The following is a 25625-nucleotide window of genomic DNA, read 5'->3' on the forward strand; positions in this document are numbered from 1 at the left end:
CCCGGGCCGCCGCCGGGTCAGAGACCGCCGCCGACGCGCAGGACCGCACCCGTGGTGTACGAGGCGTCCGGGCCGAGCAGGTACGCGATCGCGCCGGCGACCTCCTCGGGTTCGCCTGCGCGGCCCATCGGGATCCGGCTCGCGGCGGTGTCGGGGCGGTCGGGTGCGCCGGAGCGGGCGTGGATGGTGGTGCGGATGATGCCGGGGGCGACGGCGTTGACGCGGACGCCGTGCGGCGCGAGTTCCTTCGCGAGCCCGACGGTGAGGGTGTCGGTGGCGGCCTTGACGGCGGCGTAGTGGACGTACTCGCCGGGTGAGCCGAGTGTGGCGGCCACGGAGGAGACGTTGACGATGGCGCCGCCGCGGGTGAGCCGGCGGGCCGCCTGCTGGGCGCACAGCACGTACCCGATGAGGTTGACGTCGACGACCTCGCGCAGGTCGTCGACGCGCAGGTCGGTGAACGGGCCGATCGGGCTGGTGACGCCGGCGTTGTTGACCAGGCCGGTGAGCGGGCCGAGCCGGTCGGCGGCGTCGAAGATGCGGCGTACCTGGTCGGGGTCGGTGGTGTCGGCGGCGACGGTGACCGCGCGGCGGCTGGCGGCGCGCACGTCGGCGGCCACCGCATCGGCGGCGGTGTGGTCGGCGCGGTAGCCGATGACCAGGTCATGGCCGTCGGCGGCGAGCCGTCGGGCGGTGGCCGCGCCGATGCCGCGTCCTCCCCCGGTGACGATGGTGACGGAGGTCAATGCCCTTCTCCCCTGTCGTGCGGTGGGGGCGACGTTACCGTGGGCGGGACCATCCGGGGTGGAGAGGACTGTCACATGGGGCGCGCGTTGGTGCTGGGTGGCGGCGGGGTGACCGGGGTGGCCTGGGAGCTGGGTCTGCTGGCCGGGCTGGCCGGGCACGGCCTGCCGCTGGACGAGGCGGATCTGGTGGTGGGTACGTCGGCCGGGTCGGTGGTCGGGGCGCAGGTGCGTTCGGGTACGCCCCTGGCGGAGATGTACGAGGCGCAGCTGCGGCCGCCCCGCGAGGAGGTGCCGGCGCGGCTCGGTACGGGTGTGCTGTTGCGCTGGGCGTGGGCCGGTGGGCGGGGCCGGGACGCGGCGCGGGCCCGGGCACGTATCGGCGCGATGGCGTTGTCGGCGCGTACCCCGTCGGAGCAGTCACGGCGGGCGGTGATCGCGGCGCGGTTGCCGTCGCCGGAGTGGCCGGCGGCGCGGCTGCTGGTCACCGCCGTGGACGCGGCCTCCGGTGAGTTCGTGGTGTTCGACGCGGACAGCGGGGTGCCGCTGGTGGACGCGGTCGGCGCGAGTTGCGCGGTACCGGGGGTGTGGCCGCCGGTGACAGTCGGCGGGCGGCGCTACGTCGACGGCGGGGTCCGCTCGCCGGTGAACGCGGACCTGGCGGCCGGGTGCGGGCAGGTGGTGGTGCTGGCGCCGACGCGCGCGGCGGTGGGGCCGATGCCTCGGCTGTCGGCGCAGGTGGCGGCGTTGCGGGAGGCGGGAGCGCGGGTGGCGGTGGTGTCGCCGGACCGGGCGGCGCGGACGGCGATCGGCCGCAACGTGCTGGACCCGGCGCGGCGGGCGGCGTCGGCGCGGGCCGGGTTCGCCCAGGCCGACGCGGTGGCCGACGAGGTGGCGGCGGTGTGGCGGTGACCGCCGCCGCACGGATCAGGAGACGCCGGTCAGGCGCGCCAGGCGCCGGTTGAGGTAGCGCTGTTCGGGCAGGCTGCCGGTGAGCCGGGCGGCCAGCCGGTAGTGCTCGGCGGCGGCCTGCGGGTCGCCGTGGAGTTCCAGCAGGTGCGCGCGGACGGCGTGCAACCGGTGGTGGCCGCGCATCGCCGGGTCGGCCAGCAGCGGGTCGAGCAGGGCCAGCCCGACGGCGGGGCCGTGCGCCATGGCCACCGCGACGGCCTGGTTGAGCGTGACGAACGGGCTGGGGGCGACCCGGCTCAGCATGTCGTAGAGGACGCTGATCTGCAGCCAGTCGGTGTCCGGGAAGGCCGGCGCCTCGGCGTGGACGGCGGCGATGGCCGCCTGGAGCTGGTAGCGGCCCACCGGGCCGTGGGGCAGGGCCCGGCCGAGCAGCGTGACGCCCTCGTCGATGAGGTCGCCGCGCCAGCGGGAGCGGTCCTGGCCGGCCAGCGGTACGAGGTCACCGGCGGCGTCGGTGCGGGCCGGCGATCGGGCGTGGGTGAGCAGCATCAGCGCCAGCGCGCCGGTGACCTCGTGGTGGCCGGGCAGCGCGGCGTGGACCTGCCGGGTGAGCCGGATCGCCTCCTCGGCGAGTTCCACGTCGACGAGCTGGTCACCGGAGGTGCGGGTGTAGCCCTCGCTGAACACCAGGTGGCACACGTCCAGCACGGCGGCTACCCGGTCGGGCAGCGCGTCCGGCGGCGGCATGGTGAACCGGGCGTCCGCCTCGCGCAGCGTCGCGCGGGCCCGGCTCAGCCGCTGCGTCATGGTCCGGGCCGGTACCAGGTAGGCGGCGGCGATCTGCTCCACGCGCAGTCCCGCGACCGCGCGCAGGGTCAGCGCGACCTGGGAGGGGCGGCTCAGCGCCGGGTGGCAGCACAGGAACAGCAGCCGGAGCGTGTCGTCGTCCCCGGTCACGGGGGTGTCGTCGACGGGCGGTACGCGGCCTGCGCCGGGTTGCCGGACCGCGTCGAGCCGCTCGCGGCGGGCACGGGCCTCGTCGGCGCGCATCCGGTCGATCAGCCGTCGCGAGGCGACCCGGATGAGCCAGGCCCGTGGTTCGCCGGGCACACCGGTGAGCGGCCAGCGTGCGGCGGCCACCTCCGCCGCGTCCTGGAGGGCGTCCTCGCAGGCGTCGGGTTGCCCGTAGCGGCGCAGCAGCGCGGCGCGGACGTGCGGCGCCTCCCGGCGCCACACGTCCGCGAGGGGCAGGGCGTTACTGATCGGACCCGCCCGGCCACATCAGGGGCCGCAGCTCGACGGTCTCCCCCGGGCCGGCGAACGTCGCGGCGACGGCCTCGGCGCGGGCGAGGTCCTCGACGTCGATGAGGAAGAAACCGGCGAGGTGTTCCTTGGCCTCGGAGTACGGGCCGTCGGTCACCAGCGGCGTGCCGTCGCGCCACCGGTAGAGCCGGGCGGTGCGGGGGTCGGCGAGCGCCTCCCCGACGACCAGCTCACCGTTGGCGTGCAGCTCGGTCATCACCTGCTCGAAGTCGGCGTTGAGCCGTTCGCGTACCTCGGCGGGCAGTTCCTGGTGGGCGGCGAGGTATTCGGAGGTGGGGTGGCCCCACGGCTCCGGGTTGGAGTGGATCATGATCACGTACTTCACTGTCGGTCCTTCGCGTCGTGCGGCGGTGCCTCCCCGCCGCTCGCCGGGTACGACGGAGCGGGATCGCCGATGTCTACATATCCTCGCGTCATGAGTGACGCGGTGGGTGTCGGTGACCTGGTCGAGGATTTCACGCTGCCGGACGAGACGGGCACGCCACGGCGGCTGTCGGAGTTCCTGGCCGCCGGTCCGGTGGTGCTGTTCTTCTACCCGGCGGCGATGACGCGGGGCTGCACGGCACAGAGCTGCCACTTCCGGGATCTGGCGGCGGAGTTCGCGGCGGTGGGCGCGTCTCGGGTGGGGATCAGCCGGGATCCGGTGCAGCGGCAGGCGGAGTTCTCCCGCCGGCACGGGTTCGACTATCCGCTGCTGTCCGACGTCGACGGCGAGGTCGCGCGGGCGTTCGGGGTGCGGCGGCGGTTGCCGCTGGGCGCGCTGAGCACGCGGCGGATGACGTTCGTGATCGGCACGGACCGGCGGGTACTCGCGGTGGTGCACAGCGAGCTGAGCATGAACGAGCACGCCGACGCGGCGCTGCGGGCCCTCGGGGGCTGATCATCGCGGTGTCGCAGCCGGCTGGTATCAAGGCTGCGTCAAACAGGTGTACGGAAGAGGGCGTGATGGCGGGTCAGGGTTTGTCCACTGACGAGATTCAGGGAATCCGGGAGGCCCTTGCGGCGGGCCGCAAGCCCCGGGTGGTGTTCACCGAGGCGGCCGGGCAGATGGCCGGGCAGCTCGGGCAGGTGGTGGAGCTGACCGACCCGGCGGCGTCGGAGGAGTTCGTGGTGGTGCGGTTCGGCCGCGACGAGCTGCCCTTCTCCCCCGCCGACGTGGCGATCGCCCCGAAGGGTGCCGGGCGGCGTCCGGCCGCCGAGGCGAAGCCGGAACCGGAGCAGCCGCCGGCCGCGCCGGAGCCGGAGTTCGTGCTGGACACCCCGCGGGTGCCGGCGCCGCGGCGGGAGGAGCCGAAGACCGAGCAGCCGCAGTCGGAGCCGAAGCCGGCGAAGCGGGCGGTGAAGGCCGCGAAGCCGAAGACCCCGCCGGGGCTGACCGTGACGCTCGCGTACGCCGACGGTGAGTGGACGGTGGCCGCGCAGCAGGGCACGAAGGCGCTGGCCCGGCCGTACGTGGTGAAGCCGGCCGAGGCGCTGCGGATGGTGGCGCTCGTCGACGTGCCGGGGGTGCAGGAGGCGGTGGAGCAGATCCTGGCTGCGGAGCGGGCCGAGGCCGAGCAGCAGGCGGAGAAGCTGCGTGCCGAGCTGGCCGAGATCGAGGCGCGGCTGGCGGAGCTGCGCGAGGCGCGCTGACCCCGCAACGCCCCGCGGGGCCGGTGCGACCCCCTCGCACCGGCCCCGCGCCCCTGCGCCCACAGGTCGATCAGTGTTGCGGGATGTTCTGTACCCCGATCCGGCGGCGGAACACCCAGTACGTCCAACCCTGGTACGCGAGCACGATCGGCGTGAACACCACAGCCACCCAGGTCATGATCTTCAAGGTGTACGGGGTGGACGCGGCGTTGGTGGCGGTGAGCGTGCCGGCCGCGTCGAGGGTGGACGGCATCACGTTCGGGAACAGCGCGGCGAACAGCGTCGCCACGGCCAGCGCGATCGCCACGGCGGTGCCGGTGAACGCCCAGCCCTCCCGGCGTACCTTGGCCGCGGCCAGACCGCCGAGCAGGGCGAGGGCGGCGCCGACGGCGAGCACGACGGCGGCGGCGCTGGAGCGGATGCTCAGCGACCAGCTCAGGAACGCCACGGCCGCGACGGCGGTGCCGACGCCGAGCTTGACGGCGAGGGCGCCGGCGCGTTCCCGGATGTCACCGGTGGTCTTGAGCGCCAGGAACACCGCGCCGTGGGTGAGGAACAGCCCCAGCGTGGTCAGGCCGCCGAGCAGCGCGTACGGGTTGAGCAGGTCGAGCAGGCCACCGACGTACTCGTGGTCGGCGTCCAGCGGCACGCCGCGGAAGATGTTGGCGAACGCCACGCCCCACAGCACGGCCGGGATCGCCGAGCCCCAGAAGATGGCCTGGTCCCAGCGGCGTTTCCAGGACGCCTCGGGCCGCTTGTGGCGGTACTCGAAGGCGACGCCGCGGGCGATCAGGGCCAGCAGGATGAGCAGCAGCGGCAGGTAGAAGCCGGAGAACAGGGTGGCGTACCACTCGGGGAAGGCGGCGAACATGGCGCCGCCGGCGGTGATCAGCCACACCTCGTTGCCGTCCCAGACCGGGCCGATGGTGTTGATCAGGACGCGGCGTTGCCGGTCGTCGCGGCCGAGCACCGGCAGCAGCATCCCGACGCCGAAGTCGAAGCCTTCGAGGATGAAGTAGCCGGTGAAGAGCACGGCTACGAGGAGAAACCAGACGGTCGTCAGTTCCACGGTGGGGCTCCGGGGTGTCAGTAGGCGAACGCCAGCGGGCGCTCGGCGTCGTCGGTGTCGTCGTCGTCGGTCTGCGGGGTGACGTCCGGTACGCCGGCGCGGGCGTAGCGGACCAGCAGTTTGAACTCGACCACCGCGAGGACGGCGTAGATGAGGGTGAACGCGGTGAACGAGGTGAGCACCTCGGTCAGGGAGACGCTGCGGGACACGCCGTCACGGGTGAGCATCTCGCCGAAGACGATCCAGGGCTGGCGGCCCATCTCGGTGAAGATCCAGCCGAAGGAGTTGGCGAGCAGCGGCAGCACCGGCATGACCAGGCCGGCGCGCAGCAGCCACTTGCTGGTGGGGGTGCGGCCCTTGCGCTGGCTCCACAGCACCAGCAGCGCGATCGCGGCGGCGGCCAGCCCGAAGCCGATCATGAAGCGGAAGCTCCAGTAGGTGACCGGGATGATCGGGGCGTAGTTGCCGGGGCCGTACTGGCTGGCGTACTGGGCCTGGAGGTCGTTGATGCCCTGCACGGTGCCGTTGGGGTCGCCGGTGCCGAGGAACGACAGCAGGTACGGGATCTTGACGGCGAACAGCTCGCGGCTGCCGTCGAGGCTGCCGACGGTGAGCACGGAGAACGAGGCGGGGCTCTCGGTGGTGTAGAGGCCCTCGGCAGCGGCCATCTTCATCGGCTGCACCTCGGTCATGATCTTGCCCTGGATGTCGCCGGTGAGGATGACCAGCGCCGAGGAGATCAGGACGACCCAGGAACCGAGCTTGGTGGCGAAGCGGTACGCGCCGGTGTCGGCGCTGTCGCGGTTGCGCATCACGTGCCACAGGCCGACGGTGACCATCAGCGACCCGGCGACCAGGAAAGCGCCGGCCAGGGTGTGCGGGAAGGTGACCAGGGCGACCTTGTTGGTGAGCACGGCGACGAAGTCCGTCAGCTCGGCGCGGCCGCTGTCCGGGTTGATCCGGAAGCCGACCGGGTTCTGCATGAACGAGTTCGCGGCGAGGATGAAGTACGCCGACAGGTTGGTGCCGATCGCGGCGGCCCAGATCGCGGCCAGGTGCAGGCGTTTGGGCAGCCGGTCCCAGCCGAAGATCCACAGCCCGATGAACGTGGACTCCAGGAAGAACGCCACCAGGGCCTCGATGGCCAGCGGCGCACCGAAGATGTCACCGACGAAGCGGGAGTAGTCACTCCAGTTCATGCCGAACTGGAACTCCTGCACGATGCCGGTGACCACACCCATCGCGAAGTTGATCAGAAAGAGCTTGCCGTAGAACTTGGTGAGTTTGAGGTACCGCTCGTTGCCGGTGCGGTGCCACATGGTCTGGAGGATCGCCACCAGCACGGACAGGCCGATGGTCAACGGTACGAACAAGAAGTGGTAGACGGTGGTGACACCGAACTGCCAGCGGGCGACGTCCAACGCGTCCACCTGAAACCCCCAGCTGCGCATACTACGAGACGTAGTAGATACTACTCGGCGTCGTAGCGAAAGCAGCAGGGCCGCAGGTCCCCACCCGGCCCGGGACCAATGACCCTGATCACCCTTGCCGGAGGACCTGCGGTCCCGGGATCACCCTTGCCGGAGGACCCCACCGGCTCCCCCCGCCGTGCCCGCACGTGGGACCATCCAGCACTGATGAACAGCATCCCCTGGCGTGCGCCGCTGCTGTGGCGGGGCGCGCAGACGCTCGCCCGCGCCGTCGTCGGGCTGGTCGGCCGGCTGGAGGTCACCGGCGACGTGCCCGAAGCGCTGCGCCACGGCCCGCTGGTCCTGGCCGCCAACCACATCAGCCCGTTCGACCCCGTGGTGCTCGCCGCCGCCTGCCGGGTCCGGCGTGTCGCGCCCCGGATCATGGCCACCGGCGGCCTGTTCCGCGCCCCGCTGATCGGCTCGCTGATGCGCCGCGCCGGGCACATCCGCGTCGACCGGGGCACCGCCGCGGTGCACCGCTCGCTGGAGGTCGCCGCCCACGCGGTGGCCGGCGGTTCGGTGGTGCTCGTCTACCCCGAGGGACGTATCGGGCTCGACCCCGGCATGTGGCCCGAGCGGGGCAAGACCGGCACGGCCCGGCTCGCCTTCGCCAGCGGCGCCGCCGTCGTACCGGTCGCCCAGTGGGGCTCGCACGAGGTGCTGCCCTACCGGGCACCCAAGGGGATGCTGGGCGCGGTGGCCCGGGCGGTCCTCCGCCGGCCCGCCATCCGGGTGCACTTCGGCGCGCCGGTGCCGCTGGACGACCTGCGGCCGGGCTCCCCCGGCGCGGCCCGGCAGGCCACCGACCGGATCATCGACGCGATCACCGAAGACCTCGTGCCGCTGCGTCCCGACGAGCCCGATCGGCCCCGGCACGTCGACCCCGGCCGCCCGGTGGACGACAGCCGCGCGCACCGCCGCCGTACCGGCTGAGGCATCCCGGGCGCGGTGGCGGGTATCAAGCCGCGCATCCCGTACGCGGAGAGGACCCGGTCATGACCGCTGTTCGAGCACTCGTTCTCAACTGCACCCTGAAGCGCTCCCCGGCGACGTCCAGTTCACAGGTGCTCGGCCAGGAGGTGCTCGACGCGCTGGCCGAGCAGGGCGTCGACGGCGAGATCGTCCGGGTGGTCGACCACGACGTGCGCTTCGGGGTCTCCGTCGACGAGGGCGACGGCGACGGCTGGCCCGCCATCCGCGCCAAGCTGCTCGCCGCCCAGATCCTGATCATCGCCACGCCGATCTGGCTCGGTCAGCCCTCGTCGGTGACCAAGATGGTCCTCGAACGGTTGGACGCCGAGCTGTCCGAGACCGACGACCAGGGCCGCCTGTGCACCTACGGCAAGGTCGGCGGGGTGGCAGTGGTCGGCAACGAGGACGGCGCGCACCACACCATCGCCGAGGTGCAGCAGGCCCTCAACGAGGTGGGGTTCACCTGCCCGGCCGCCGGGGCCACCTACTGGGTCGGGGAGGCGCTGCACAAGACCGACTACATCGACGCCCGCCCCAAGCCCGACACGACCGGCCGCACCACCGCCGCGCTGGCGCTCAACAGCGCCCACCTGGCCCGACTGCTCGCGGAGAGCCCCTACCCGCCCCCCGGAAGCCGCAACGCGGCCACCGGCCCCAGCAGCCGGCCCGGCTGACCCGACGCCCCTACCCGCTCCGGCTGGCCGGCGAGGGCCGCAAGTGCACCATCAGCGAGGCGAGGGCGGGCCGGGTGGGTCAGGGGGTGGCGCGCAGGCGTTCGTCGAGGGCGGCCAGGTCCGGCACGAACCACACCTGGTCGTGCCGGTTCGACTCGGCCACCAGCGCGCGCAGCGCGCCACTGCGCTCCAGGTGCGCGGAGATGTCACCGACGATCGCCAGGCGCAGCCGGTAGTTGACGAACTTCTGCATCACCTCGCCGGCGAAGCGCGTGCCGAGCGTGAAGAAGCCGGGGTCGAGCCGCTCGGCCGGCACCGCCACCACTGTCGCGCCGAGGAACGCCGCGCCGATCAGATCCAGCGCGTCGGCCTCGGTGGCGATCGGCGGGCCGTCCGGGTCGCAGACCAGCACCGGTACGCCGGCGCGCTCCTGCATCTGGTCAGTCACGGCCGCGCTCCCCGCCGCCGAGCAGGCCGTTGCCGCCGTCGAGCACCCCGTCGAGCAGGCGCAGCAGGTCGGCGGTGGCGGTGAGATCGCCCAGGATCACGATGGTCATGCGGTGCCGCTCCTCGTCGTGGACCGTCTGCACCCGCAGCGGGCGGTCCGGGTCGTGGTGGGTGTTCACGCCGGCGAGCACCAGCGTGGCGAGCCGGTCGACGGCGGCCCGGTCGACGCCGTCGAGACGCACGACGCTGGACACCTCCGCCCCCGGTGCCGAGGCGGCGGCTGCGGGCCGGCCGGTCAGCGCGTCCAGGTCCGCGCGGGCGATCCGGTACTGCTTGCCGATCCGCGTGGCCCGCAGCCGCCCCGAGCGGATGTAGCCGCGCACCGTGCGCACGTGCAGGCCGAGCAGGTCAGCAACCTGCTCCACCGAGTACATGTCATTACTCATCGCACCCTACTTTAGCGAAGATAGGGAACGATAGGTAATTTCACCGCCCGGCCATGTGCGCGCCACCCGGGCCGGGCATACTGCCCGCGTGCAGCCCCGTCACGGCTACCTCGACGCGCCCGGGCCGCTGGCGTTCGCCCACCGTGGCGGCGCGGCCGACGGCGACGAGAACACCGCCGCCGCGTTCGCCCGTGCCGTCGCCCTGGGTTACCGGTACGTGGAGACCGACGTGCACGCCACCGCGGACGGCGTACCCGTGGTCTTCCACGACCCGACGCTGCGCCGCGTCACCGGGGAACCGGGACGCATCGCGGACCTGCGCTGGGCCGACCTGTCCTCGGTGCGCGTCGGCGGCGCCGCCCTGGTGCCCCGACTGGACGACGTGCTCGGCGCCTGGCCGCGGGTGCGGTTCAACATCGACGTGAAGTCCGACGGCGGCGTGGCGCCCACCGTCTCCACGGTCACCCGGGCCGGCGCCGGCGAGCGGGTGCTGCTCGCCTCGTTCAGCGACGCCCGGCTCGCCCGGCTGCGGGCGCTGGCCGGGCCGAAGGTCGCCACCAGCCTCGGCATGCGCGGCGTGGCCCGGCTGCGGCTGGCCTCGCTGCACGGACGGCCGCTACGGCTGCCCCCGTCGGTGGTGGCCGCGCAGGTGCCCGTCGCCTTCGGACGGGTGCCGGTGGCCGACCGGCGGTTCCTCGCGTACTGCCACCGGATCGGGTTGCAGGTGCACGTCTGGACGATCGACGATCCCGCCCAGATGCACCACTTACTTGATCTTGGTGTGGATGGCATCATGACCGATCACGTCAGCGTGCTCCGTGACGTCTATCGCAGTCGCGGCCACTGGGCCGCCTGAGCCCCCGAGGACGACCCCCGATGGCCGATACGGTCACCCCCGCCGTCGCCGACCCCGCCGGACCGGGCAGCACCCGCCGCGAGCGCACCGGCTGGTACTTCTACGACTGGGCGAACTCCGCGTTCCAGACCACGGTCATCACGGTCTTCCTCGGGCCCTTCCTCACCACGGTCACCGAACTCGCCGCCGGTTGCGAGCTGGGCGCGGACAGCTGCGACGGCGCGGTGTACCCGCTGGGCATCAAGGTCGCCGCCGGCTCGTTCTACCCGTACCTGATCTCGCTGTCGGTCTTCCTCACCGTGTTCGTGCTGCCGGTGGTCGGCGCGATCGCCGACCGGTCGGCGCACAAGAAGCGGCTGCTCGCCGCCGCGGCGTTCACCGGCGCCGGCGCGACCATCGCGTTCGCGTTCGTCACCGGCGAGCGCTACCTGCTCGGCGGCGCGCTGTTCCTGATCGCGAACATCTCCTTCGGCGCCGCCGTGGTCGTCTACAACTCGTTCCTGCCGCAACTCGGCGGCCCGGACGAGCGCGACGGCATCTCCAGCCGCGGCTGGGCCATCGGCTACCTCGGCGGCGGCCTGCTGCTCGCGCTGAACCTGGTCGCGGTCACCATGCTCAGCGAGGAGGGCAACGCCCAGCGCACGCTGGACCTGGCCCGCTGGTCGATCGTGTCGGCAGGGGTGTGGTGGGCCGCGTTCACCCTGGTCCCGCTGCGCTGGCTGCGCGAGCACCCCACCGCCGCCGCCCTGCAGGCGGGCGGCAACGTGCTCACCGACGGGTTCCGGCAGCTCGGGCGCACCCTGCGGGAACTGAAGACGTACCCGCTGACGCTGTTCTTCCTGCTCGCGTTCCTGGTCTTCAACGATGGCATCCAGACCGTCATCACCCTGGCCAGCCAGTACGGCACCGAGGAACTGCGGCTGGAGCAGAGCACCCTGATCGTGACCATCCTGCTGGTGCAGTTCCTCGCCTTCGGCGGCGCGCTCGCCCTCGGCGCGCTCGCCAAGCGCATCGGCGCCTGGAAGACCGTGCTGCTGTCACTGGTGCTCTGGACCGGTGTGATCATCGCCGCGTTCCGGCTGCCCGCCGAGGCGCCCGTACCGTTCATGATCCTCGGCGGCTGCATCGGCCTGGTGCTCGGCGGCAGCCAGGCGCTGAGCCGATCGCTGTTCAGCCAGCTCATCCCGGCCGGCAAGGAGGGCGAGTACTACGGCTTCTACGAGATCAGCGACAAGGGCACCAGCTGGCTCGGCCCGCTGGCGTTCGGGCTGGTCTTCCAGCTGACCTCGTCGTACCGGGTGGGCCTGGTGTCGCTGCTGATCTTCTTCGTGGTCGGCTTCGCGCTGCTGGCCGCCGTGCCGATGCGCCGGGCCATCATCGCCGCCGGGAACACCCCGCCCCGGGTGCTCTGACCCGCCGTGCCACCCGATCATCGGGGGCCTGATCGGGTGGTGTCGATGGACTAGGCTGCCCCGACGTGACAGACGACGCCGCCCAGACCTGCCTGGCCCGCCCCCTGCCGGGGCCCGGCGACGACCGGGCCGTCGGCTGCGCCGCCGCCCGCGGCGTCGACGGCCGGCCGTTGCACGCCGCCGCGCTGAAGTTCTTCTGGGGGCCGATGGACTGCGGCAAGTCCACCATGGCGTTGCAGATGAACCACAACCACGCCCGGCAGGGCCGCCGCGGCCTGGTCACCACCCGCATCGACCGCTCACTGGGCCCGCAGGTCACCACCCGCATCGGCCTGGCCCACGAGGCCGTCGAGGTCACCGACGACCTCGACCTGCGCGCCCTGGTCCGCGACGCGTGGGCCGAGGGGGTACGCGTCGACTACCTGATCTGCGACGAGGCGTCGTTCTACAACCTCGAACACATCGAGCAGATGGCCGAGCTGGTCGACCGGTTCGACGTCGACGTCTACGCCTTCGGCCTGGCCACCGACTTCCGCTCCTGCCTGTTCCCGGCCGCGCAGCGGCTGTTCGAGCTGGCCGACGAGGTGGCCCGCATCCAGGTCGAGGTGCTCTGCTGGTGCGGCCGGGAAGGGCTGCTCAACGCCCGCGTGGTCGACGGCCGGGTGGTGCGCGAGGGCGCGCAGGTCGTCATCGGCGACACGGTCGACACCGCCGACGTGCGCTACCAGGTGCTGTGCCGCCGCCACTACCGCTCCGGCGACCTCGGCCCGCGCGGCTGAGCCTCAGAACGGGTCTCCGCACACCCGCCAGCCGCCACCCTCCGGCACCACAGGCAACTCCCGCTCCTCGCTGCCGCCGCCGTCCCGGTTGATCCGCACGAGCACCGTCCCCGTCGGTTTGCCGGACCGGGTCGCCACCGACACGTCGACGATCTCGTAGCCGCTGACCTGCGGTGGCGTCCGCACCCAACTGCCGAAGCCCGACTTGCTCCACCTGCCCCGGGCCTCGGCGCACAGCCGCTCGTACGCCGCGTCGGTGTCCCCGGACGCGACGTCGCGGAAGAACCCGTCGGCGGTCTCCCGTACCGGCCCGTCGGCCTGGAGCACCACCTGCGCGTTCCACACCGCCAGACCGGCCACCCCGATCAGGCAGGTGCCCATGCCGAGACCGGCGATCAGCACACCCGCGCGGAGCGGGCGGCGACGCCGGGCCGTGTGGTGCCACTCCCGCTGCCTGCCCATCACCGTCGACGGTAGGCAACCGGAACGCGCCGCGCAGCCGGTTGCGACGCGCGCCCGCGCCGGGCCGACGATGTCAGGCCCCGGCGGCAGACTGTCGGCATGACAGTCAATGCCGACATCGCCATGATCAGTCTCGACAGCTCCGACCCGGCCGCGCACGCGGCCTTCTACTCCACCGCGCTGGGATGGGAGATCACCCACAGCGAGGCCGAGTACGCCATGATCGTCAAGGACGGCACGTCGATCGGCTTCGGCCTGGTGCCCGGATACACACCGCCCGCCTGGCCCGACGAGAGCGGCGGCAAGCGCTACCACCTCGACCTCTACGTCGACGACGTGGCGGCCGCGGAGAAGGAGCTGGTGGCGGCCGGCGCGACCCGGCCGGAGTTCCAGCCCGGCGGCGAGCGGTGGACCGTGCTGCTCGACCCGATCGGGCAGCCGTTCTGCCTCTGCCCCCGCCCGCAGAGCTGACCGGCCGGCGCAGCGGGCCGCGGAGCACCGCGGCCGGGGCGGGTGCGACGGGTTCAGCCGCGCCGGCGGGCCCGCGCCGCCCAGATCGCGTACGCCGGATCGCGGTCCAGGTTGTGCCGGTCCCGGTCGTAGCGGCGGGTGGTACGCGGGTCCGCGTGCCCCATCGCGTCCTGCACGTCCTCCAGCGGCACCCCCTCGGAGCGGGCCGTGGTGGCGAACGCGTGACGCAGCGAGTGCGGCGACAGCTTCGCCCAGGCGGCGATCCCGGCCCGCTGCGCGAGGCGGCGCACCAGCCGGAACACGGCGTGCCGGTCCAACCGGCCGCCGGTGGCGGTGACCAGCAGCGGACCGGTCAGCTCCGGCACGGTGACACCCTGCGCGGCGGCCCGCGCGGCCAGGTAGGCGTCGACCGCGTACGCGGTGCCCGGGGTGAGCGCGCGCCGGCGTACCTTGCCGCCCTTGCCGACGAAGCGGACGCTGCGGTGACCGCGCTCCGTGCCCAGGTCGGACACGTCCAGCGCGACCAGTTCCCCCACCCGCAGCCCCAGGTCGGCAAGCAGTGCGACGGCGGCCCGGTTGCGGGCGGCGGCCGGGCCGGTGTCGGCCTCGGCGGCGGCGATCAGCGCGTCGACCTCCTCCGGGGTCAGGCCGACGGTGGCGGAGTGGTCCCGGTCGACGCGCGGCCGGTCCGCCGCCGACACCGGGTTGGCGGGCACCGCGCCCAGCTTGACCAGGAAGTCGTACCAGCTCGACAGCGCGGACAGGCGGCGCGCGACGGTGGCCGGGGTGAGCGGGCGGCCGGCCCGGCCGCGGGGTGTGGACTCCAGTTCGCGGCCGTAGGTGTTGACGTCGAGGAAGGTGGCTCGCAGCGGGTCGACGCCGCGTTCGGCGCACCAGGTCAGCCAGCCGGTGACGTCGCGGCGGTACGCGTCGCGGGTGTGCTCGGACAGCCGCCGGTTGCGCAGCCACGCCTCGGTGACGTCGGCCGGGCCGGCGGGCAGGGCGGCGGTACGGGCGCGGGGCAGCACCTCGGGGCGAAGCATGTGAGAAAGGTTCTCAGTCGGCGGGTGGTTTCGCGATCAGGCGCGCCCGGCCCGATGTGCCGTGTCGGCCCGCCGGTACGCCGACGCGCGGGGTCGGCCGGTGGCCCGGTCTCCCCCGCGCGTCGGCGAGACGTGCTCAGGCAGTGGTGAGCTGACGGTGGCCGTTGCTCTCGGCGGGCGTGCTCACCGAGATCCGGCGCGGCTTGGCGCGCTCGGCGATCGGGATGCGCAGCGTCAGCACCCCGTTGTCGTATCCGGCCTCCAGCCGGTCGGTGTCGAGCGTGTCACCCAGGAACAGCTGCCGGGTGAACGTGCCCATCGGACGCTCGGCGGCGACCAGCTCGACGTTCTCGCCGGTGGGCCGGCGCCGCTCGGCGCGGACGGTCAGCACGTTGCGCTCGACGGTGCAGTCGATGCTGTCCGGGTCCACGCCGGGCAGGTCGAACGCCGCGTAGAAGTGGTCACCGTCGCGGTACGCGTCGAGGTGCATCACGGCGGGCCGGGCGGTGGTGCCGAAGAACTGCTCGGCGATCCGGTCGATCTCGCGGAACGGGTCGGTACGCATCAACATGGTTCTTGCCTCCTCGGTTCTCCTGGCCCAAGGTCTCAAGTTGAGTCTGTGTGACTCAAGTTCCTGGTTCTGTTTTAGCGCGCCCGCGCCGCCTCGTCAACTCGTCCCGCAAGCGTCTTCTCGAACCAGTGCTGCGCGTACGCCTCGATCGCGGCGATCAGCGCCGCCCCACCCCCGGCACCCCGGTGCTCGGGGCGCACGTACACCCGGGTCAGCTCGGCCCAGTCCGGCTGCCACCTCACCGGGCCGCTCCGGGCGGCCGTACCAGCGGCGCACCATCTCCGCCATGTACTCGCGCAGCAGCAGCGCCGCGTCCGGCTCGTCCGGGTGCACGACCCGCGTGCTCCAGCCGGTCACGGGCCGGTCCGCCAGTAGACGCCCTGCTCGCGGGTGAGCAGCATGTCGTCGATCAGGTAGCGGCGCAGCGTCACGTGGTCGGCCTCGCCGCCCTCGCACCACCGGCGCAGCGCGTCGTCCACCTCCCGCTCCGGGTAGCGCCGCCCGGGTTCGAAGGTGCGTTCGGTGATGTGCTCCAGCAGCACGCGGCGGCGCCCCCGCTGCGCGGGCAGCCGGGTCAGCGCGCCGTCGCGCAGGAACGTGCGCAGGATCGTCTCGCGCGGGTTCGCGGCCGGCACCGCCGGGGACGCCGCACCAGCCCGGGCGAACTCGCGCAGCCGCTCGGCGTCGACCCGCAACCCGCCCTCGTCGCCGGCGAGCACCCCGGCATCGGTGAGACGGCGGACTGCCACTGCGGCGTCACGGGCGGGCAGGCCGGTACGGGCCACCACGGCCGGCACGTCCCGGGCGCCGAGCACGATCGCGGCGAACACGGTCCGGCGGCGCTCGTCGGCGAGCGCCCCGGCGAGGGCTTGAGCGGTCATGGCGGGCAGCCTGTCAGCAACCCGCCGGATCCGGCGAGGCGTTTTCCCGCCGCCGCGCTCACAGCCGCCGGTGCATCACGTGCAGCCCGACCCGCCCCCGCTCCGGGTGCGCGAACGCCTCCGGCACGGTCCCGACCACCGTGAAGCCGAGCCGCCGGTACAGCTCCACCGCCACCGTGTTGGTCTCCACCACGGCGTTGAACTGCATCGCGGCGAAACCCCGCCGCCGGGCCCAGTCCAGCGCCTCCTCGCACAGCGCCCGGCCCACACCCCGGCCGCGGGCGTCCGCCGCGACCATGAAACTCGCCGTCGCCACGTGCGACCCCGGCCCGGGTCGGTTCGGGCCCATCTTCGCGGTGCCGCGCACCGCGCCGTCGCGGTCCACCGCGACCGAGGTACGCCCCGGCGGGCGCTCCACCCACACCTCCCGCACCGTTTCCGGCGGCCACTGCGGGTCGTACGGGAACGTGTCGGCGGCGGTGATGACATCGGCGAGGATCGGCCGGACCTGGGCCCAGTCGTCGTCGGTGTAGTCACGAATCAGCATCGGCGCGCACGCTAGCCGCCGCCCCGGCCGTCCGGCCACCGGTTTCCGCCCACCCGGCCGAGGGCGGCGGGGCATCGGCGGACCGCTCGCCGGGGCCATCATGGACGGGTGGCCGAATCAGTCGCCGACATCGATCGGAGCGAGGCCGCCGCACCCGGTGGCCCGCCGCCCGCCGGTCCGCGTACCGCCGGGCCTCTGGTGGTCGGCGCGGTCCTCACCGTCGTGCTGCTGTCGCTGGCCGGCCGCTACGGCTACCACCGCGACGAGCTGTACTTCCTGCTGTGCGGCCGGCATCTGGACTGGGGCTACGTCGACCAGGGGCCCCTCGTGCCGGCGCTGGCGCGGCTGGCCGACACGATCGCGCCGGGCAACCTGGTGGTGCTGCGTACCCCGTCGGCGTTCATCGGCGGCGCGGCGGTGGTCCTGGTCGCCGCGATCGCCCGGCAGTTCGGCGCCGGCCGCGTCGCCCAGACGGCCGCCGCGGTGCTCGCCGCCGCCTCGGGCATCGTGCTGGCCGGCGGCCACCTGCTCAGCACCACGAGCGTCGACCTGCTGGTGTGGCTGGCCGCCGCGCTGTGCGTGGTGCGGATGCTGCGCACCGGCGACACCCGGTGGGCGCTCGGCGCCGGGCTCGCGCTCGGCGTCGGCCTGCTCAACAAGCCGCTGCCCGCGCTGCTCGGCGTCGGCCTGGCCGCCGGGTTGCTGATCGCCGGGCCGCGCCGGCTGCTACGCGACCGGTGGGTGCTCGCCGGCGCGGGAATCGCCGCGCTGCTCGCCGTGCCGTACGCGGCGTGGCAGGCCGCGCACGGCTTCCCGCAGCTCGACGTCGCCGCGTCGATCGCCGACGGGGACAGCTCCTACAGCGGCCGGATCGACGCGGTGGTGCTCCAGTTCCTGATCATCAGCCCGTTCGCGGTCCCGGTGTGGGTCGCCGGGCTGGTCGCGCTGCTGCGCCGGCCGTCCTGGGCGGCGTACCGGTCACTGGCCTGGGCGTGGCTGGTGGTGGTCGCGATCGTGGTGGTGGCCAGCGGCAAGGGCTACTACGACGCGCCGCTGCTGCTGGTGCTCACCGCCGCCGGGGTGGTGCCGGTCGTCGCGTGGGCACGGCGGGGCGCGGCACGGGTCCGGCAGGCGGTGCTGGTCAGCGTCGCCGTGCTGATGGCCGCGAGCAGCGCGGTGCTGCTGCTGCCCACGCTGCCGGCCGACCGGCTGCCCGGGTTCGTGGTCGCTGTCAACTACGACGCGGGCGAGACCATCGGCTGGCCCGAGTTCGCCGACTCGGTGGCCGCCGTGCACCGCGCGCTGCCGCCGGCCGGGCGCGACCGGGCGGTGGTGCTGACCGGCAACTACGGCGAGGCCGGCGCGCTGGCCCGGTACGGTCCGGCCCGGGGACTGCCCCGCGCGTACTCCGGGCACAACAGCATGGCCACGTTCGGCCGGCCGCCCGACGACGCCGACGTGGTGATCGTCGTCGGCTGGTCCCGCCCGGAGCCGCTGCGCGCCTGGTTCACCGAGGTCACCGAGGCGGGCCGGGTCGACCAGTGGGTCGACGTCGACAACGACGAGAACGGCGAGCCGATCTTCGTCGCCCGGGGCCTGCGGCGTCCGTGGTCACAGATCTGGGACACCGAGGTACGCCACGGTTCCTGAGATACTTGCCGCCATGCTCTGGGGAGTCAGCGGGCCGATCTTCCTCCTCGACTACCTCGGCGCGGTCGCCGTGGCAGTCGTGATCGCCGTGGCGGTACGCGAACTGACCGGCCGCCGTACCCGTGGTGCGACACCCGACCGGGTCGAGCTGGCGTACCTGACCGACCGGGCGCTGCTGGCCTGCCAGGTCGGGGTGGCCGCGCTGCGCCGCGCGGGCGGGGTCGACGTCGGCGAACTCGCCACCCTGCACGCGCAGGGACCGCCCCCGGCCGGTTCGCCCGCGCTGGTGCGCGCCCTGCACAGCGCGTTGCGCCGCCCGCAGACCTGGGCGGCGGTGCTCGCCGACCCGGCGGTGGGCCGGGCGCTGCGCCGTACGGTCGGGCGGCTGGTCCGCGACGGCTGGCTGCTCACCCCCGGGCAGCGGCGGCGGATCGCGCTGGGCACGGTGCCGCTGTTCGCGGTCGCCGCGGTCGGGCTGACCCGGCTCGTGGACAGCGCGGTCGAGGGGCGCTCGGCGGGTGGTCCGGCCTCGGTCGCCGGGCTGCTGCTGTGCTGCCTGGCGACCGCGCTCGGTGGCTGGTGGCTGACCGAGGTGCCGGAGACCGGCGCCGCCGCGCGCGGGCTGCTGCGGCGGTTGCGGCGCGAGCACGCCGACCTGGACCCGGAGCGCCGTCCGAGCTGGGCGGGCCGGGACACCGACACGCTGCTGACCGGGATGGCACTGTTCGGCCCCCGGCCGCTGCTCGCCGTGGATCCGGCGTTCGCCGTGCAGGTGGGCGTCGACCCGGAACGGGACCGTCCTCGCCCCGACCGCAAACCCGCCCGCCGCTGACCGAACCCGCCATTTCGCGTCGATCATGAGGTTGACGGTGTCCGGCGCCCGTTTTGTCCGGTACAACTTCATGATCGACGCGGGTAGGGCCAGGCCGTCGGCGAGAGGCGGTTTCCTTGTCTTGAGCGCCGGGAAGGCTCGGGCATGGCCGAGACATTCGTGAGCGAAGACCTGAAGACACTGCAGGCGATTGCGCGCGGGGCCGGGATACAGGAGGTCGACCGCCTGTCGCCGGACCAGCTGGTCGAGGCGCTGCGCCGCGCCGGGGTGACGAACGGTACGCAGGACCAGTGGCCGCCCCAGCCGATCGAGGATCCGGCGCACCTGGCCGGGCTGCCCCGCAGCTCGCTGACGCAGGGCGACGAGAGCACCGGCGGCCGGGCCGCCGAGGAGGCGATCGGCGCCATGCCCGGCGAGTCCGGCACCGAGATCAACGATCGCACCGAACGCTGACCGTACGCGAGGAAGGGCCGCCCCCGGTGTTGCCGGGGGCGGCCCTTCACGCTCGACCGGCCTCAGTGCATCCCGGCGGCTGCCGCCGCCTCCTCGCGGGCCCGGCGCTCGTCGCCGCTGAGCGTGTTCAGCGGCTTCTCCTTGATGAACAGCACGACGATCAGGGCGAGCAGCGCGAACGGCGCACCGATGAGGAACATCTCCGACGTGGCGATGCCGTAGACGTCCTGCACGATCCGCAGCACCGGCTCCGGCAGGGCGGACAGGTCCGGCACCTCGGCCGATCCGCCGCCGGCCGCGACCGGGCCCAGCCGCTCGACGGTCAGCGAGGTCACCCGGTTCGCCAGGACCGCGCCGAGCGCGCTGACCCCGACCGCGCCGCCCATGCTGCGGAAGAACGTCAGCACCGAGGTGGCCGCGCCGAGTTCGGCGGCCGGTACGTCGTTCTGCGCGGCCAGCACCAGGTTCTGCAGGAGCATGCCGACGCCGACACCCAGCACCGCCATGTACACCGACAGCACCGGCACGCTCGTGTTCGCGTCGATGGTGCTCAGCAGCAGCATGCCGACCGTCATCACCGCGGCACCGGCGACCAGGAACATCTTCCAGCGGCCGTACTTGGTGATCAGCTGGCCCGCCACCGTCGAGGAGACCAGCAGACCGAGGACCATCGGCAGGCTCATCAGGCCGGCCACCGTCGGCGACTTGCCCAGAGAGGTCTGGAAGTACTGCGACAGGAACACGGTGCCGCCGAACATCGCCACGCCCACGAGGATGCTCGCGATCGTGGTGAGGCTGACGGTGCGGTTACGGAAGATGCCGAGCGGGATGATCGGCTCCTCGGTGCGGGACTCGACGAACACGGCGAGCGCGAGCAGCGCCAGCCCGCCGCCGACCAGCAGCGCGGTCCAGCCGGACGCCCAGTCGAACTTGTTACCCGCCAGCGACGACCAGATCAGCAGCGTGGACACGCCCGAGGTGATGAGCAGAGCGCCGAGCCAGTCGATGCGGACCTTGCGGCGCACCACCGGCAGGTGCAGCGTCTTCTGCAGCAGCGCGATGGACAGCAGGCTGAACGGCACACCGATCAGGAAGCACCAGCGCCAGCCGAGCCAGGACGTGTCGACCAGGACGCCGCCGATCAGCGGGCCGGCGATGGTGCCGACACCGAACACGGCGCCGAAGATGCCGGCGTACCGGCCCAGCTCACGCGGCGGGATCATGGCGGCCATGACGATCGTGGCGAGCGCGGTCATGCCGCCCGCGCCGATGCCCTGGATGACCCGGCTGAGCAGCAGCACCTCGACGTTCGGGGTGAACCCGGCGACGAGCGAACCGGCCACGAACAGGCCGAGGGACAGCTGAATGAGCAGCTTCTTGCTGTAGAGGTCGGCCATCTTGCCCCACAGCGGCACCGTCGCGGTCATCGCGAGCAGCTCGCTGGTGACGATCCAGGTGTAGACGGTCTGGCTGCCGTCGAGGTCGGCGATGATCCGGGGCAGCGCGTTCGCCACCACCGTCGAGGCGAGGATCGCCACGAACATGCCGACCATCAGGCCGGACAACGCCTGGAGAACCTCCCGGCGTGACATCCGCGTACCCGTCTCGGCGGGCGGAACAGTGGCGGTGGTCATCGAACTCCTTGTCGTGTGCACGGGCGAGCGGCCGCGCGACGGCGGCGGCCGCTCGGAAGGCTCAGGCCGAGGCGTACGGATCGGGCAGGCCGGCGGCGACGGCGGCGAACGCCCCGGCGGTCAGCTCGCGCAGCGTCGTCGTGCCGGGTCGCTCGACCCACTGCATGAGGGCCGTGCGGAAGACCGCGCCGGCGACTGTGGTGACGAGCGTCGGGTGCCCGTGGCACGGGTCGAGGCCCAGCCGCGCGGCCACCGCCGCGACGATCACCTGCTCGGTCTCGGTGTTGCCGCTGATCAGGCGCGGAAGAAGCGACGGGTTCGCCGCGATCACCCGCAGGCGCAGCAGCCACACGTCCCGATCCGCCTCGATGGCCTCGACCACGTCGTCGAAGGCCTGCCGCAGCGCGTCGAACGCGGACAGCTCCGGCGGGGCGGCGACGATGCGGGCGGCAAGCACCTCGCGGTCGGTCGGCTGGTCGCCGAGCAGCGCCTCGTCCTTGCTGGGGAAGTAGTTGAAGAAGGTGCGGGCCGAAACGTAGGCGGCCTCGCTGATCTCCTCGACCGTCACCTGGTCCAGGCCGCGTTCGGCGACCAGGCGCAGCGCGGCGGCGCTGAGGGCGGCGCGGGTCTGGCGCTTCTTGCGGTCACGCAGGCCGGGGCGGCTCTGATCCGGGGTCACGCGACGACACTACGAGCGATCTTGCAGCCAATGCAAACTTTTAGAGAGTGAAGTGATGGGCGCCGCATCGCAGCGGCGCCGGAAAACGGGTTGAGAGCGGTTCCGGACGTCCCGTACGTTTCCCGCACTCCTGTCGCAGCGAAGAAGGACGACTCCGCGTGACCCCTCCTGCTCTGTAGAACCTGACACGTTCCCCACGCCTGTAGCCGGCCGTCGCGCGCCGGCTCCCCGGGCTGCCCTCGCGCGCCCGGCCACAGCGTCCGAGGCCGCGCGTAATCGGCCTCGCGTCAGGTCTTCAGAGATCAGGTCTCCATGTCATCCCCACCGCACATCGTGCTGCCCTGGGTCGTACGCCGGACCCGCCTTCCGCTGCTGTCGCTGCGCTGCGCCGTCTGCCGGGCCGAGTCGGCCACCGCCGCCAAGGGCCGGTTCCGCGTCAACGCCAACGGCAAGCTGCTGGACGTGTGGCTGCTCGTCCGGTGCGTGTCCTGCGACCGCACCGTCAAGCTCACCGTCCGCGAGCGGGCGACCGTCAGTTCGTTCGATCCCGCCGAGCTGCACGGCCACCACGTCAACGACCCCGCCCTGGTGGCGGCCACACTGCTGGACCCGGCGTTCGCCCGGCGCTGCCGCTTCACCCTGGACTGGACGGACGCGTGGACGCTCGATGCGCCCACGGTGCCGCTGGACCGGTGGCCCGTCCAGGTGGACGTCACCTTCGCCGACCCGGTGCCGGTACGCCCGGACCGGCTCATCGCCCGCCGGTTCGGCCTCACCCGGTCCGAGGTGCTGCGCCGGGTCAAGTGCGACATCCCGCTCAAGCGTCCGACGAGCACCGGATTCACCTTCACCGTGCTGACGGAGGACTGACCGGGGCGTGGTCGCGGAGGCGCCCGGCCGCCGCGACCACGCCTCACCCGCCGCTCGCGGCGCCGCCCCGTACCGCGGCGAGTTCGGCCTCGATCAGATCGGCGGCCCGGTCGGCGCCGCCGGCGGCGCGAGCCTGCCGCTTGAGTTCCGCGCTGCGGGCCGCCACGGCCGGGTCCGAGGTGAGGGCGAGCAGCGTCTCGCGCAGTTCCGCGGCGGTGACGGTGGCCGAGTCGACGACCCGGGCGACGCCGAGGGATGCCAGTTGCTCGGCGTTCGCGAACTGGTCGGCCGCCTGCGGTACGGCGATCATCGGCGTCCCGCAGTAGATACCCTCGCTGCTGCCGCCCATGCCGGCGTGGGTGACGAAGGCGTCCGCCTGCTCCAGTACGGCCAGCTGCGGCACCCACCGGTGCACCTCGACACCGTCCGGGACGGGACCGACTTCGGCGGGTTCGACGTGCTTGCCGATCTGGAGAACGGTGTGCCAGCCGGGCAGGTCACCGAACGCGGCGACGCAGCGGCGGTAGAACTCGGGCTGCCGGGTGAAGGCGGAGCCGAGGGAGACGAGCAGCACCTTCTCGGCGCGCTCCGGTCGTACCCAGGAGCCCTGGCCGGAGCGGTCGCCCAGCACCGGGCCGACGAAGCTGTAGACCGACCGGTCCACCCGGTCGGCGTTCGGCTGGAGCGCCTCCGGTGGCAGGACGAGACTGCGCACCGGCCGCCCCTGGAACGCCATGCTGTCGGTGACCGACGAACCCTCGGCGGTCAGCCATTCCGTGAACCGCCGGTAGTAGTCGGCGCCGCGCGGATCGGCACGCATCGCCTCCACGGCGGGCGCCATCTCCTGCTCGTAGCCGTCCCAGGCGACGAACGTCGAGGAGAGCTGGACGGCCGGGATCCCCCACTGCTCGCCGAGCAGCCGCGCCGGCGCGCCGGCGATGTCGTAGAGGAACAGGTCCGGCCGGTCGTCGGCGTACGCGGCCCGTAGCTGCGGCAGCATGGCGACGGCATCGTCGAGGAAGAGCGTGAGCTGCGCGATCGGGTCGTCGATGCCGGCGCCGCCGTCGGCGGGCAGCGTCGACGTGTACGGCGTCAGCTCCGCCCCGGTGGCCCGGACGACCTCGGCGAACGCGGGATCGTTGGCGTAGGTGACCCGGTGGCCGCGCCGCACGAGGGTGCTGATGATCTCCAGGCTCGGGTTGACGTGGCCGTGGAACGGGATGCTGACCATGGCGATGTGCGGCACGTGCTCTCCTGATCTCCACTGAGACGAGACGTCCCGTCTCGCTTGCGGACTAGCAGAGCACGGCGCGGCTGCGCCCGTCAAGACGGTACGTCTCGTCTCGTTGTAGGCTGTCGCTGTGACCCCGCAGCCCACCCGCCGCAACGAGCAGTCCCGCCGCGCGATCCTCGCCGCCGCGCTGGAGCTGCTGACCGAGACCGGCTACCCGGCCCTGACCGTCGAGGCGATCGCCGCCCGCGCCGGGGTCGGCAAGCAGACCATCTACCGCTGGTGGCGCGGCAAGGGCGCGGTCATCCTGGACGCGCTCGCCGACGACATGCCGGAGGTCATCGCCCTGCCCGACACCGGTGACCTGCGGGCCGATCTGCGTCAGGTGCTCCGGGCCACCGTCGCCGAGTTCGCCGATCCCCGGCTGTCCGCCACCACCCGTGCCATCACCATCGAGACACTCGCGGACGAGGATCTGGGCGGCCAGGCGCGCGACCGGCTGCTCCGCCCCCAGCTCAACGCGGTCCGCGACCGCCTGGAGGCCGCCCGCGAGGCCGGCCAGGTCCGCCCCGACGCCGCCCTGGACCAGGTGGTGGAGTTGCTGTTCGGCCCGCTCTACCACCGCTGGCTGCTGCGCAACGGCCCACTGACCGACGACTACGCCGATGGCATCGTCGACCTGGTCGTCGCCGCCGTCACCCCGTCAACACGCACCAGCGGCTAGCCAGTCGTCGAAGCTGGTCGGCGCGATCCGCGCGCCGTCGCCCGGCAGCAGCACGTTGCCGGACATCGACGTGCCGAACAGGCCCGACCACGTCGGCACCAGCCTGACCCGGCGACCCCGCGCCTCATTGGTACGCCGGGCCATGTCGACGAGATCCTCCGTCGCGGGTCCGGCGATGTCGGCGTGGTGTCCCCGCGGTCCGCCGACGGCGACCTCGGCGAGGATGTCGGCGACGTCCCGGGGTGCGATCGGCTGCAGCAGCAGCGGTGCGACGGTGGCCACGCCGTCGCGTTCGGTCCAGCCGGTGACCATGGCGGCGAAGTCGTGGAACTGGGTGGCCGGGACGATCGTCCACGGCACCGGGCCGCCTTCGACCAGTCGCTCCTGTTCCCGCTTGCCCGCGTAGTGGGCGTTGTCGTCGACCCGGTGGATGCCGACGATCGACAGCAGCACGTGGTGCCGTACGCCGGCGCGCCGCTCGGCCGCCAGCAGGTTTCGGGTGAGACCGCCGAGGTACGCCACCGTCTCGGAACGATCGCCGGCCGGCACGTTCGTCGTGTCGACGACCGCCTCCACGCCGGTGAGCGCCTCGTCCAGCCCGTCGCCCGTCGTCAGATCCACGCCCGCCGAGCGGCTGATGCGTACGACGTCGTGGCCCTGCCGCTCCAACGCGGCGACGGTCAGTGCCCCGATCCGGCCCGTCGCTCCCGCAACCGCGATCCGCATCGCCATCGGCCTCCTCTCGTGTTGAGTGACACGGAAGTGTCAGTGAAAATGACACGCGAGTGTCAGTGCTCTTAGTCCGCCCTCGGAGCCGTTACACCGACCGGCAAGCGTGCA

General features: G+C 73.1%; 31 protein-coding genes. 14 read left to right on the top strand and 17 right to left on the bottom strand.

Annotation, left to right across the window (positions count from 1 at the left end):
- Nucleotides 1-17: 17 nt before the first annotated feature.
- Nucleotides 18-746, bottom strand: coding sequence for an SDR family NAD(P)-dependent oxidoreductase (locus ACPCK6_RS10315; RefSeq protein ID WP_423480969.1), 729 nt, complete (start codon nucleotides 744-746; stop codon nucleotides 18-20).
- 75 nt (nucleotides 747-821) lie between these two features.
- Between ACPCK6_RS10315 and ACPCK6_RS10320 the strand changes: the two genes are divergently transcribed.
- On the top strand, nucleotides 822-1655 hold the full coding sequence (locus ACPCK6_RS10320; RefSeq protein WP_423480970.1) for a patatin-like phospholipase family protein: 834 nt from the start codon (nucleotides 822-824) through the stop codon (nucleotides 1653-1655).
- A gap of 15 nt (nucleotides 1656-1670) precedes the next feature.
- On the opposite strand, the gene ACPCK6_RS10325 is transcribed toward ACPCK6_RS10320, so the two are convergent.
- Nucleotides 1671-2891 carry an RNA polymerase sigma factor gene (locus ACPCK6_RS10325; protein WP_423480971.1) on the bottom strand — a complete coding sequence of 407 codons (1221 nt, stop codon included), beginning with the start codon at nucleotides 2889-2891 and terminating at the stop codon, nucleotides 1671-1673.
- 19 nt (nucleotides 2892-2910) lie between these two features.
- Nucleotides 2911-3303 carry a YciI family protein gene (locus ACPCK6_RS10330; protein WP_423480972.1) on the bottom strand — a complete coding sequence of 131 codons (393 nt, stop codon included), beginning with the start codon at nucleotides 3301-3303 and terminating at the stop codon, nucleotides 2911-2913.
- A 90-nt stretch (nucleotides 3304-3393) separates the two neighbouring features.
- Here ACPCK6_RS10330 and ACPCK6_RS10335 point away from each other — a divergent pair, with 90 nt between their 5' ends.
- Both ACPCK6_RS10335 and ACPCK6_RS10340 read left to right on the top strand, forming a co-directional pair.
- Nucleotides 3394-3858: a peroxiredoxin gene (locus ACPCK6_RS10335; RefSeq protein ID WP_018784320.1), complete on the top strand. Its 465-nt coding sequence runs from the start codon at nucleotides 3394-3396 to the stop codon at nucleotides 3856-3858.
- 65 nt (nucleotides 3859-3923) lie between these two features.
- The gene (locus ACPCK6_RS10340; protein WP_396882960.1) at nucleotides 3924-4610 is read left to right on the top strand and encodes a DUF6319 family protein; all 687 of its coding nucleotides are present in this window, start codon (nucleotides 3924-3926) and stop codon (nucleotides 4608-4610) included.
- A 70-nt stretch (nucleotides 4611-4680) separates the two neighbouring features.
- Here the strand turns inward: ACPCK6_RS10340 and cydB are convergent, their stop codons facing one another.
- Together cydB and ACPCK6_RS10350 are read right to left on the bottom strand one after the other, a co-directional pair.
- Nucleotides 4681-5679, bottom strand: a complete 999-nt coding sequence (gene cydB, locus ACPCK6_RS10345; protein WP_013286337.1) for a cytochrome d ubiquinol oxidase subunit II — start codon at nucleotides 5677-5679, stop codon at nucleotides 4681-4683.
- Nucleotides 5680-5696: 17 nt separating this feature from the next.
- Entirely contained in the window at nucleotides 5697-7109 is a 1413-nt protein-coding gene (locus ACPCK6_RS10350) for a cytochrome ubiquinol oxidase subunit I (RefSeq protein WP_396882963.1), read from the bottom strand.
- Nucleotides 7110-7316: 207 nt separating this feature from the next.
- Between ACPCK6_RS10350 and ACPCK6_RS10355 the strand changes: the two genes are divergently transcribed.
- Together ACPCK6_RS10355 and ACPCK6_RS10360 are read left to right on the top strand one after the other, a co-directional pair.
- Nucleotides 7317-8084 carry a lysophospholipid acyltransferase family protein gene (locus ACPCK6_RS10355; protein WP_396882964.1) on the top strand — a complete coding sequence of 256 codons (768 nt, stop codon included), beginning with the start codon at nucleotides 7317-7319 and terminating at the stop codon, nucleotides 8082-8084.
- A 62-nt stretch (nucleotides 8085-8146) separates the two neighbouring features.
- Nucleotides 8147-8797 (top strand): flavodoxin family protein, encoded by a 651-nt coding sequence (locus ACPCK6_RS10360; protein WP_396882965.1) that lies wholly within the window; start codon nucleotides 8147-8149, stop codon nucleotides 8795-8797.
- Nucleotides 8798-8876: 79 nt separating this feature from the next.
- On the opposite strand, the gene ACPCK6_RS10365 is transcribed toward ACPCK6_RS10360, so the two are convergent.
- Together ACPCK6_RS10365 and ACPCK6_RS10370 are read right to left on the bottom strand one after the other, a co-directional pair.
- Nucleotides 8877-9245, bottom strand: coding sequence for a DUF4180 domain-containing protein (locus ACPCK6_RS10365; RefSeq protein WP_396882966.1), 369 nt, complete (start codon nucleotides 9243-9245; stop codon nucleotides 8877-8879).
- Nucleotides 9238-9690: a helix-turn-helix domain-containing protein gene (locus tag ACPCK6_RS10370; protein WP_396882967.1), complete on the bottom strand. Its 453-nt coding sequence runs from the start codon at nucleotides 9688-9690 to the stop codon at nucleotides 9238-9240. The genes ACPCK6_RS10365 and ACPCK6_RS10370 overlap by 8 nt, the downstream gene beginning before the upstream one ends.
- Nucleotides 9691-9778: 88 nt before the next feature.
- Here ACPCK6_RS10370 and ACPCK6_RS10375 point away from each other — a divergent pair, with 88 nt between their 5' ends.
- From ACPCK6_RS10375 to ACPCK6_RS10385, 3 genes are all read left to right on the top strand, one after another.
- Nucleotides 9779-10546, top strand: a complete 768-nt coding sequence (locus tag ACPCK6_RS10375; protein WP_396882968.1) for a glycerophosphodiester phosphodiesterase family protein — start codon at nucleotides 9779-9781, stop codon at nucleotides 10544-10546.
- Between the two features lie 20 nt (nucleotides 10547-10566).
- The gene (locus tag ACPCK6_RS10380) at nucleotides 10567-11958 is read left to right on the top strand and encodes an MFS transporter (RefSeq protein ID WP_396882969.1); all 1392 of its coding nucleotides are present in this window, start codon (nucleotides 10567-10569) and stop codon (nucleotides 11956-11958) included.
- Between the two features lie 92 nt (nucleotides 11959-12050).
- The gene (locus ACPCK6_RS10385) at nucleotides 12051-12737 is read left to right on the top strand and encodes a thymidine kinase (RefSeq protein ID WP_423480987.1); all 687 of its coding nucleotides are present in this window, start codon (nucleotides 12051-12053) and stop codon (nucleotides 12735-12737) included.
- A gap of 3 nt (nucleotides 12738-12740) precedes the next feature.
- Here ACPCK6_RS10385 and ACPCK6_RS10390 read toward each other — a convergent pair whose 3' ends face one another.
- On the bottom strand, nucleotides 12741-13199 hold the full coding sequence (locus ACPCK6_RS10390; protein WP_423480973.1) for an Rv0361 family membrane protein: 459 nt from the start codon (nucleotides 13197-13199) through the stop codon (nucleotides 12741-12743).
- Nucleotides 13200-13298: 99 nt separating this feature from the next.
- Between ACPCK6_RS10390 and ACPCK6_RS10395 the strand changes: the two genes are divergently transcribed.
- Nucleotides 13299-13670 (top strand): VOC family protein, encoded by a 372-nt coding sequence (locus ACPCK6_RS10395; RefSeq protein ID WP_396882971.1) that lies wholly within the window; start codon nucleotides 13299-13301, stop codon nucleotides 13668-13670.
- A 53-nt stretch (nucleotides 13671-13723) separates the two neighbouring features.
- Here ACPCK6_RS10395 and ACPCK6_RS10400 read toward each other — a convergent pair whose 3' ends face one another.
- From ACPCK6_RS10400 to ACPCK6_RS10420, 5 genes are all read right to left on the bottom strand, one after another.
- Entirely contained in the window at nucleotides 13724-14713 is a 990-nt protein-coding gene (locus tag ACPCK6_RS10400) for a tyrosine-type recombinase/integrase (RefSeq protein WP_423480974.1), read from the bottom strand.
- Nucleotides 14714-14849: 136 nt separating this feature from the next.
- Nucleotides 14850-15284, bottom strand: a complete 435-nt coding sequence (locus ACPCK6_RS10405) for an Hsp20/alpha crystallin family protein (protein ID WP_396882973.1) — start codon at nucleotides 15282-15284, stop codon at nucleotides 14850-14852.
- Between the two features lie 74 nt (nucleotides 15285-15358).
- The gene (locus ACPCK6_RS10410; protein WP_423480975.1) at nucleotides 15359-15526 is read right to left on the bottom strand and encodes a GNAT family N-acetyltransferase; all 168 of its coding nucleotides are present in this window, start codon (nucleotides 15524-15526) and stop codon (nucleotides 15359-15361) included.
- A gap of 111 nt (nucleotides 15527-15637) precedes the next feature.
- The gene (locus tag ACPCK6_RS10415) at nucleotides 15638-16165 is read right to left on the bottom strand and encodes a DUF2087 domain-containing protein (RefSeq protein WP_423480976.1); all 528 of its coding nucleotides are present in this window, start codon (nucleotides 16163-16165) and stop codon (nucleotides 15638-15640) included.
- 58 nt (nucleotides 16166-16223) lie between these two features.
- On the bottom strand, nucleotides 16224-16712 hold the full coding sequence (locus ACPCK6_RS10420; protein ID WP_423480977.1) for a GNAT family N-acetyltransferase: 489 nt from the start codon (nucleotides 16710-16712) through the stop codon (nucleotides 16224-16226).
- 108 nt (nucleotides 16713-16820) lie between these two features.
- Here ACPCK6_RS10420 and ACPCK6_RS10425 point away from each other — a divergent pair, with 108 nt between their 5' ends.
- The 3 genes from ACPCK6_RS10425 to ACPCK6_RS10435 all read left to right on the top strand — a co-directional run bounded on the left by ACPCK6_RS10425 (nucleotide 16821) and on the right by ACPCK6_RS10435 (nucleotide 19647).
- Nucleotides 16821-18362, top strand: a complete 1542-nt coding sequence (locus tag ACPCK6_RS10425; RefSeq protein ID WP_423480978.1) for an ArnT family glycosyltransferase — start codon at nucleotides 16821-16823, stop codon at nucleotides 18360-18362.
- 13 nt (nucleotides 18363-18375) lie between these two features.
- Nucleotides 18376-19194 (top strand): TIGR04222 domain-containing membrane protein, encoded by an 819-nt coding sequence (locus ACPCK6_RS10430; protein WP_396882978.1) that lies wholly within the window; start codon nucleotides 18376-18378, stop codon nucleotides 19192-19194.
- Between the two features lie 144 nt (nucleotides 19195-19338).
- Nucleotides 19339-19647, top strand: coding sequence for a hypothetical protein (locus ACPCK6_RS10435; protein WP_194802546.1), 309 nt, complete (start codon nucleotides 19339-19341; stop codon nucleotides 19645-19647).
- Between the two features lie 62 nt (nucleotides 19648-19709).
- Here the strand turns inward: ACPCK6_RS10435 and ACPCK6_RS10440 are convergent, their stop codons facing one another.
- The gene (locus ACPCK6_RS10440) at nucleotides 19710-21281 is read right to left on the bottom strand and encodes an MDR family MFS transporter (RefSeq protein ID WP_396882979.1); all 1572 of its coding nucleotides are present in this window, start codon (nucleotides 21279-21281) and stop codon (nucleotides 19710-19712) included.
- Nucleotides 21282-21342: 61 nt separating this feature from the next.
- Entirely contained in the window at nucleotides 21343-21960 is a 618-nt protein-coding gene (locus ACPCK6_RS10445) for an acyl-CoA-like ligand-binding transcription factor (RefSeq protein WP_423480979.1), read from the bottom strand.
- A gap of 312 nt (nucleotides 21961-22272) precedes the next feature.
- Between ACPCK6_RS10445 and ACPCK6_RS10450 the strand changes: the two genes are divergently transcribed.
- Nucleotides 22273-22830: a DUF1062 domain-containing protein gene (locus ACPCK6_RS10450; protein ID WP_423480980.1), complete on the top strand. Its 558-nt coding sequence runs from the start codon at nucleotides 22273-22275 to the stop codon at nucleotides 22828-22830.
- 43 nt (nucleotides 22831-22873) lie between these two features.
- Here ACPCK6_RS10450 and ACPCK6_RS10455 read toward each other — a convergent pair whose 3' ends face one another.
- Entirely contained in the window at nucleotides 22874-24061 is a 1188-nt protein-coding gene (locus ACPCK6_RS10455) for a macrolide family glycosyltransferase (protein ID WP_423480988.1), read from the bottom strand.
- 130 nt (nucleotides 24062-24191) lie between these two features.
- Between ACPCK6_RS10455 and ACPCK6_RS10460 the strand changes: the two genes are divergently transcribed.
- On the top strand, nucleotides 24192-24785 hold the full coding sequence (locus ACPCK6_RS10460; RefSeq protein ID WP_396882982.1) for a TetR/AcrR family transcriptional regulator: 594 nt from the start codon (nucleotides 24192-24194) through the stop codon (nucleotides 24783-24785).
- On the opposite strand, the gene ACPCK6_RS10465 is transcribed toward ACPCK6_RS10460, so the two are convergent.
- Nucleotides 24765-25511, bottom strand: a complete 747-nt coding sequence (locus tag ACPCK6_RS10465; RefSeq protein WP_396883145.1) for an SDR family oxidoreductase — start codon at nucleotides 25509-25511, stop codon at nucleotides 24765-24767. The two genes, ACPCK6_RS10460 and ACPCK6_RS10465, sit on opposite strands and share 21 nt — an antisense overlap.
- Between the last annotated feature and the right edge of the window lie 114 nt (nucleotides 25512-25625).

Origin of the sequence: Micromonospora sp. AB353, from assembly GCF_049538395.1 — a bacterium.
GTDB lineage: Bacteria > Actinomycetota > Actinomycetes > Mycobacteriales > Micromonosporaceae > Micromonospora > Micromonospora aurantiaca.